Raw genomic sequence first — 5,851 nt, forward strand, 5'->3', positions numbered from 1 at the left:
ATCGCCTCGCGCTCCTCGCGCTCCTCGCGGAGTTCGTCGATCAGGTCGTCGGCGCTCGGCTCCGCGGGGACCGGCTCGTCGGCGACGCTCATTCGTAGACGTCGTCGGGGTCGAACACCCGTTCGCCGGTCGTCTCGACCTGTGCGGTCTCACCTGCGTCGTCGATCTCCGCGATCGACCGGTGGAAGCAGGAGCGGTGGCCGGTGTGGCAGGCGCCGCCGTCCTGTTCGACGACGTAGAGGAGCGTGTCGGCGTCGCAGTCGACGCGCACGTCGACGACGGACTGGGTGTTACCGCTGGTCGCGCCCTTCTCCCAGAGTTCCTCGCGGGAGCGGGAGTAGTAGTGGGCGCGGCCGGTGTCGACGGTGCGCCTGAGCGCCTCGGGGGAGACGTACGCGAGCATCAACACCTCGCCGGAGTCGGCGTCCTGTGCCACCGCGGGGACCAGCCCGTCGTCGCCGAAGTCGATATCGACCGCCGAGAGGTCGGCCATACGCCACGGTTGGCCCTCGGAGGTAAAGAGTGCGCGGCCGACGCCCACAGAGTCTTGACGGTGGCCACGAACCGTGAAGTGTGACGGACGATCGATCGGACCCGGTACGGACCCGGCCGGAACTCGGCGACAGCCTCGACGACCGAATCCTCGCGTTCAGCCAGAAGCTCATCCGCTACACCGAGGTCGTCGCCGCCGTGGTGCTCGGGGTACTGTTCGCGATCGGCGTGTTCGACCTCGCGCTGCAGATCGTCCAGAGCGCCGCCTCTGGCTCCATCACCGACCCGCTGATCGTCGTCGGCTTCATCGACACGGCGCTGCTGCTGCTGATCATCGTCGAGGTGTACCACACCGTCGTCGCCTACACGCAGGAGTCTGACACCCGCCGGATCGTCCGGCTCGTGCTCTACACCGGCGTGATCGCGATGGTTCGGAAGGCGATCATCTTCCGGACCGGCGAGTACGCCACCGAGGGGGACGCGCTGCTGGCCGCGACGGCGTACACGCTGCTCATCCTCGGCCTCGCCGCGCTGCTCGTCGTCGAGCGGCGTCGGTGATCAGGCCAGCCCGACCGCGGTTAACAGCCCGTACAGCAGGTCCCCGTACGTCAGCCCGAGCAGCAGGCCGACGAACATCGGGACGAGGAACGGCAGCCCCGGCGAGAGCCATACCTCGTCCTCCCGGCTGACGGTCTCCAGCCCCGCCCGGAGCGTCTCGGTGTCGGTGCCGTACGCCGAGCCGTCGAGTTCGTCGAGGAAGCGCTCGGCGGCCCACGGGTCGTCGTCCACCGCGTCCGCATCGACGTCCTCGCTCCCCGTCGCTTCCCCGTGTTCGACGGCGGCCTCGTCGACGGCGCCGTCGGTCGGGTCGAACGTCTCGCCGACGCTCTCGGGGTCGCGGTAGCGGGCGGGCGCCGCGCGCAGTTCCGCGAGCGAGAGCCCGCGCCAGCGCAGGTACATCCGCAGCGCGTCCACGTCCAGTCCCGAGCGAGTGAAGCCCGACTGGTCCTCGAACAGCCGGCCGTGATGGTGGAGCAGGTCGTGGACTGGCACGACCCGGGCGAGGAACATCGCCGGGCCGATCCGGCCCGCGAGCGCGTTCCGGGCCGCCAGCGCGAGCGGGAACAGCGCGCCGACGAGCACGGTGTTGGTCAGCACCGTCAGCGAGAACACCCCGACGAGAGTCGGTTCGACCGGGAGCACCGGCGGGAGGGAGACGCCGAACAGCGTCGCCGGGAGGTAGTACGCGGGGTAGGTCGGGAAGAGGACGGCCAGCGCCATCAGCGCCTTCGCGTCGGCGCCGCCGAAGCCGCCGATCCGCCAGAACAGGTACGACAGCGGGACGACCAGCCCAACGCTGACCGCGACGCGGAACAGTTCGAGGCGGGCGTAGCGGCCCGCGAACGGCGCCGCCCGCGCCAGATCGAGGGCCAGCAGGGCCACGCCGAGGCCGCCGAGGACGTACCAGACCCAGTTGGGGACCCGGCGGGTGCGGACGTCGCGCAGCGCGGCCCAGCCCAGCAGCGGCACCGCGAGCAGGCGCGCGAGGTCGCCCGGCGAGGCGATCGCTCCCAGCGAGTCCAGCATACCCCCGAGGCCAGCGGCGACGGGCAAAGCGTTTGGGGAAACCGGCCGGGTCGGCGCGCCGAGAGGGTTCCGCAGGAGGTAGCCTTATTACCAACCGTCAGAACGTCCCCGTATGTCGACACGTTCGGTACGTGGCACGATCAGTGGACTGGGGAGCCGGGCGAACCCCGCGTTCGCGGGCGGAGTCGTCGCCGTCTCGCTGTTGGCGACGGCGTACGTGACCTCGGGGATGGCGTCGATCGAGGTGCACACGTACGTCCACGTGATGGCGGGGCTGCTGTGGACCGGGACAGACCTGTTCATGGGGGCGGTGCTCGGCCCCGCGATCGGCGGGCTGGACGAGGAGGAGAGCGCCGCGGTGTTCACGCGGCTGACGCCGAAGACGACGTTCTTCCTGCCCGCGATGGCGCTCGTGACGATCGCCGGGGGGATCACGCTGGCCCAGCGACTGGGTTACTTCCCCAACAGCGAGCCGTGGCTCGCGCTGTTCACTGCCGCGAACCTGCTGCCGGCGCTGCTGTTGGCGGGGTATCGGCTCGACGCCTTCGACGACCGGCGCTGGCAGGCGCTGTTCGCGCTCTCGGCGGTCGGCTCGCTGTCGTGGGTGGCGACGACGATCGGCGGGCTGGAGGAGATCCCGCTGCTCGTCGCGCTGTCGCTGGGGATCGTGACGCTGCTGTCGGTGCAGGGCTTTGGCTTCCTGCTGCCCGGCGAGATCCGGATGTACGCCCAAATCACCTCCGCGGAGCCGGACGCGAGCGTCATCTCCCGGATCGGCGCGCTGAACGCCAAGCTCGGCGGGGTGCAGGGGCTGCTCCAACTGGCGCTGATCGGGCTGATGGTGCTGCTGCGGTGGAGTTGAACTGCGGGGACGATCATGTCGCCGGTACGAGTACCAGCGAGTCCGCCCCAGATCAGCGTCGCCACGACGCCGAAAGAACAGTAGCGGGCGGTGCGGGCGCGGAAAGCGGGGCGCTGGCGTGCCGTCGTCGAAAAAGACCCGTTCGAGAAGCGCCGACCGCGATCAGATGACGCGGTTCTGGAGGTAGTCGAGGTGCTTGGCGTTGTAGACGATCTTGACCTCGTCGGTGGCGGGCGAACCGATACAGGTCAGGCGGACGTCCTTCTCCTCGACCTCCTCGTCGCTGAGGATCTGCTGCATGTCCATGTCGATCTCCCCCTCCTTGCAGATCGACGCGCAGTTCGCACACGCGCCGGCGCGGCAGGAGAACGGCCAGTCGTAGCCCTGAGCCTCGGCCGCTTCGAGGATGTACTCGCCCTGATTCACTTCGAGCGTGCCGTAGTCCTCGTCGTCGAGGTCCGCGTCGGCGGCCTGCTCGAACAGGTCGTCGTCGTCCATCGACCAGCCGTGGTCGTCAAGCACTTCGTAGTTGAGGTATTCGACGGTTGGCATCACCCGGCGTTTCTCCTGCCTCCGTATAGGGTCTTGTGGTTCTGAGCGGAAAATCGGGAGTTTCAGCGCTTTAGGGCGCCCGAAAACGTCCAAATCCCTTTTCACGGTCGCGGCCGAAGACTGAGGGTTAGCCTCGAAGGCGGAACCGATCGACGGCTTCGCGGTGTTCGCGGTCCCACGTGAGCGCGCGGTCAGCGGTCCACTCGACGGGTTCGATCTCGGTTTCGGCGACGCGCTCGGCGTCGGCGACGCTGCCCCCGCGGGCGAGCGTGATGTGCGGGACGTAGTTCTCCCCCTCCAGTTCGTCGACGACCGGGAACTCCCGGCAGAGCCGCCGGTGGAGCTGACGGATCCCCTCGCTCTCGACGGCGAGGTAGACGACCGGCCCGTGGCCGTCCGGCGGGTCGGCGAAGTAGTCGATCCCGTCGATCCGGACCGGGAACGGCTTCGTCTCGTCGAGCACGCGCCGGAGGCGTTCCCGGACGCCGCCGCGGCCCGCGCGCCACGTGTCGGCCTCGATCCGCTTGACGACGAGCGTGTGGCGCTCCCGGACCTGCTCGAAGGGGGTGAGTTTCGGGTGGAGACGGTCGGCGAGGCGCTCGACCGCCGGCGGGACGCGGAGGTTCACCGGCGGGCGGGGGCGGGGCTGTGGGTTCGACGGCTCACGAGTGGGCGTGGGGAGTCGGCGGCAAAAAGCGCGTCGTCGGGTGTCGAGCGTCAGCGGTGCGATCCGCGGGAGGCTCAGATCCGGTCGAGCAACCAGAGGATCACCAACACGACGATCACGATCCCCAGCAGGTCCGGCAGCAGGCCGAGCAGGTTGGCGAACAGGCCGAGCACTTCGCCGAGCACTTCGATGGCCAGCCACACCACCACCAACACCAGTATCAGCTTCAGCAGGTCCTCGGCCTCGAGATTGCCTCGCGTGTTCATGCGAGGTAGCTCGTCGGGGGGTGAGTAAAAGGGCTGTGGCCGTTTCGGCGGCGTCGAGCCGCGAGCGGCGACGTTCGCCGGGCGACTGCCGGACGGCAACGCATTTACTCCGTGCCGTCCCACGTTCGGGCGAATGGATCGACGGACCGTCGTCACGGTCGCGCTGGCGCTCCTGCTCGTCGGCTCGGGGGTCGGCGCCGCCGCGGAGTTCCCCGGGCTCCAGACCGGCGACGTCGAGAGCGATTCGGTCGTGCTCGAAGCCGCGATCGAGGAGGACGGCGACGCCCGGTGGACGATCGAGTACCGGGTGGCGCTCGACGACCAGAACACGACGGAGGCGTTCGAGAGCCTCCAGCGCGACATCGAGGGGAACACCAGCGAGTACCGTAGCCAGTTCGCCTCGCGGATGCGGTCGACGGTCGCGACGGCGGAGAACGCCACCGGGCGGGAGATGGCCGTCGAGAACGTCAGCGTCGAGGCGACCACCAGCCCGCTCAGCGGCGAGTACGGCATCGTCCGCTACGGCTTCGACTGGGTCGGCTTCGCCGACGTGTCCGACGACCGGCTCGCGACCGGCGAGGTGCTGACGGGGCTGTTCCTCGACGCGGACACCGAGCTCACGATCAGGTGGCCCGAGGGGTACGTGGTCTCGCTCGTCGAGCCGGAACCGGACCGCGAGGGCGAGCGCTCGGTGCCGTGGACCGGACCCCGGGAGTTCGACCTGGGACAGCCCCGCGTGGTGCTCCGGACGCGGAACTCGGCGCCGCCGTGGGGACCGCTGGTCGGTATCGCGCTGTTCGGGGCCGCCGGGGTGCTGTGGTACTACCGCCGGCGACAGGCCGGCCGAACGCCGGTCCCCGGCGTCGGCGACGACGAACCGTCCGTCGGCACCGAGCCCGATCGAGGGCCGGAGGACGGACACGAACCGGAACCCGAGCAGGACGCGGGTGTCGGCGACGAGACGGCACCTAATCCGGAGACTGGGGCGGTCGCCGCGGGCGTCGACGACGCGGGGAGCGAGGACGACACCGCCGAGGAGCTGCTCAGTCCGGAGGAGCGCGTCCTCCGCCTGCTCGAAGCCAACGGGGGGCGGATGAAACAGAAGACCGTCACCGAGGAGCTGGACTGGAGCGCCGCCCGCACGAGTCAGGTGGTCGGCGACCTGCGCGACGAGGGGAAGGTGGAGTCGTTCCGGCTCGGCCGCGAGAACGTGTTGAAGTTCCCCGACGACGAGGAGTGATCGGCCGCCGTCGGGACGTTAAACTGGGTTAATCGGGGTGAACCCGGGTGGAGGGAGTTGACTGTTTTTACCGATGGGTCGCTTATCGATCGACCGTGAACCGAACCGCCGCCGTCACCATCGCGCTGCTCGTGCTCGTCGGGAGCGTCCCGGCAGCCGCCGCGTTCGCCGGCGGGGCCCAGGCG

General features: G+C 69.6%; 8 protein-coding genes. 3 read left to right on the forward strand and 5 right to left on the reverse strand.

Features of this window, described 5'->3' with window-relative positions; all coding sequences use genetic code 11:
* Positions 1-88 precede the first annotated feature (88 nt).
* On the reverse strand, positions 89-493 hold the full coding sequence (gene hisI, locus ACFR9S_RS09045; protein ID WP_379732674.1) for a phosphoribosyl-AMP cyclohydrolase: 405 nt from the start codon (positions 491-493) through the stop codon (positions 89-91).
* Positions 494-573: 80 nt separating this feature from the next.
* Here hisI and ACFR9S_RS09050 point away from each other — a divergent pair, with 80 nt between their 5' ends.
* Entirely contained in the window at positions 574-1,050 is a 477-nt protein-coding gene (locus ACFR9S_RS09050; protein WP_379732675.1) for a phosphate-starvation-inducible PsiE family protein, read from the forward strand.
* On the opposite strand, the gene ACFR9S_RS09055 is transcribed toward ACFR9S_RS09050, so the two are convergent.
* On the reverse strand, positions 1,051-2,067 hold the full coding sequence (locus ACFR9S_RS09055; RefSeq protein WP_379818462.1) for an A24 family peptidase: 1,017 nt from the start codon (positions 2,065-2,067) through the stop codon (positions 1,051-1,053).
* A 160-nt stretch (positions 2,068-2,227) separates the two neighbouring features.
* On the opposite strand from ACFR9S_RS09055, the gene ACFR9S_RS09060 reads away from it, so the two are divergent.
* A complete protein-coding gene (locus ACFR9S_RS09060) occupies positions 2,228-2,941 on the forward strand; it encodes a hypothetical protein (RefSeq protein WP_379732598.1) in 714 nt (237 codons plus the stop codon).
* A 162-nt stretch (positions 2,942-3,103) separates the two neighbouring features.
* Here the strand turns inward: ACFR9S_RS09060 and fer are convergent, their stop codons facing one another.
* The 3 genes from fer to ACFR9S_RS09075 form a co-directional block, all read right to left on the reverse strand.
* Positions 3,104-3,493, reverse strand: coding sequence for a ferredoxin Fer (gene fer, locus ACFR9S_RS09065; protein ID WP_379732596.1), 390 nt, complete (start codon positions 3,491-3,493; stop codon positions 3,104-3,106).
* A gap of 127 nt (positions 3,494-3,620) precedes the next feature.
* Entirely contained in the window at positions 3,621-4,121 is a 501-nt protein-coding gene (locus ACFR9S_RS09070; RefSeq protein WP_379818460.1) for a 2'-5' RNA ligase family protein, read from the reverse strand.
* Positions 4,122-4,234: 113 nt separating this feature from the next.
* Positions 4,235-4,426: a DUF7554 family protein gene (locus ACFR9S_RS09075; RefSeq protein ID WP_379732917.1), complete on the reverse strand. Its 192-nt coding sequence runs from the start codon at positions 4,424-4,426 to the stop codon at positions 4,235-4,237.
* Positions 4,427-4,559: 133 nt separating this feature from the next.
* On the opposite strand from ACFR9S_RS09075, the gene ACFR9S_RS09080 reads away from it, so the two are divergent.
* Complete coding sequence (locus ACFR9S_RS09080) at positions 4,560-5,666, forward strand: DUF7345 domain-containing protein (protein WP_379818461.1); 1,107 nt, start codon at positions 4,560-4,562, stop codon at positions 5,664-5,666.
* Positions 5,667-5,851 lie beyond the last annotated feature (185 nt).

This window comes from Halolamina salina (genome assembly GCF_042678005.1).
Classification (GTDB): Archaea; Halobacteriota; Halobacteria; order Halobacteriales; family Haloferacaceae; genus Halolamina; species Halolamina salina.